Annotated in this window: 2 protein-coding genes; both read right to left on the bottom strand. The window is 44.1% G+C overall.

The window, feature by feature from the left end; translation table 11 throughout:
- Window positions 1-172: 172 nt before the first annotated feature.
- Window positions 173-799 carry a hypothetical protein gene (locus tag AAFN46_RS20545; RefSeq protein WP_347810552.1) on the bottom strand — a complete coding sequence of 209 codons (627 nt, stop codon included), beginning with the start codon at window positions 797-799 and terminating at the stop codon, window positions 173-175.
- Between the two features lie 184 nt (window positions 800-983).
- A partial coding sequence (locus AAFN46_RS20540) for a hypothetical protein (protein WP_347810551.1) occupies window positions 984-1,431 on the bottom strand: 448 nt, incomplete at its 5' end.

Genomic DNA, 1,431 nt, shown 5'->3' with positions numbered 1-1,431 from the left:
GCTCGGCATGGCGCCAAGTAACTTACTTACATCTTCGGGGATAAGGTCATCACCAAAAATACGCAGTGATGCGGCGGATCTGTCGAGGAGTCCCATTTTTTCCCTAACGTTTGGTTAAGGGGCCGGCTTTAGCCGGTCCCGAGAGAGCGAAGCGAACGGCTTGAACCGCTTGTTAGGCTCCTATTACGCTGATGCTGATTTCTTTTTGCTTATTGATTTTTCTTTCAAGGGCTTCTTTTTCTTTTTGCGCGTTTTCAATTTCTTTCCGGTTATGCCAAATCATAAACAGCTTGAGTATGTTGTCTTCATTATGTTCTTCGGCGATTCTAACTAGAATTGGCACGAGCTTTTTAACAATGCCGCAGTAAGTGTTTCCGAGGCTCTTGTATGCAATTCTTTCATCTGCTACGCCCGAGATAAAAAAATTCGAGAAGCTGCTTAGTGCATTTATTAGATTCATAATGTCTTCGCCTAGCTCCTCGGGGAAGAGTGCTTGGTCATCGTTCCCTTTATAATAAGAGACCTCAATTCTGTCGTCGGATACTGTTACTTTTGATTTGGTGAAAAATTTCGCGTCGTATTTTTCTACTTTCTCATTGAATGAATTGCAGAAAGGTATTACGTTCTGTGCGTAGTTTCTACACTCTTTGGCGGTAAGAATCAGGGATTCTCTCTTGGCATTGGTTCTAGATATCTCTTTAGAAACTTTTATCTGTTCTAGTGCGCGGTAGGCTATAAATACCAAGGCTGGTCCACTTAGCAGGTAAAAAATCTCTAATACTTCTTTCAGAGTTGGCATAGAGTTCCCTCTTAATGGTGCCTAACGATTAAGCTAACGGGCGGCCAAAAGCGCAGCTTTTGGACGTCCAGCGAACGAAGTGAGCGGCAGTTGAGCGCATTGTTATATGCCAGCATCTCAAGGTTATTGATCTGGGATTGTTAAGAATAAGAGGTTCTCATGAGTTTAGGTTGACAGAGATTTATTAATCTAGACAGTTCCGTGAGGATTCCTCGATTTTTTTGTCCAGCTCCAGTAACTTCTTTTCTTTGCTATCAATTTGATTTTTCTTGCACTCTTGCACTGAAATTGACATTGTTCCCATTTTTTTAATGTAGGCACATGAGTCTGCGGCGGATTGAAAAAAATCCTCAACCATTAGCTTCTCATTTCTAAGGTTATTGGTGTATGTGTCGTGGCACTCCTTTTGCTGGCTCGTGCCACTAACTTCCTGGCTCTCTTCAGGAGCTTCTTCTGATATTTTTTCTACACCGGTGGCCTCACTGGTTGCAGAGGGGGGGAAGCTGCTGAAGGAAATTCTGAAGAAGACTTCCCGAATCTGGTGAAATACGCCGATCCCGTTGCCCGAGTTTCCCGATGAAGCAGATGACCTTCGCCGATGCCGAGTACGCCGGCAAGCGCAAGCAGACCCG

This window comes from Pseudomonas sp. CAU 1711 (assembly GCF_039888625.1).
In the GTDB taxonomy this organism is placed as follows: domain Bacteria; phylum Pseudomonadota; class Gammaproteobacteria; order Pseudomonadales; family Pseudomonadaceae; genus Aquipseudomonas.
This window is presented reverse-complemented; position numbering and strand designations above follow the sequence as displayed.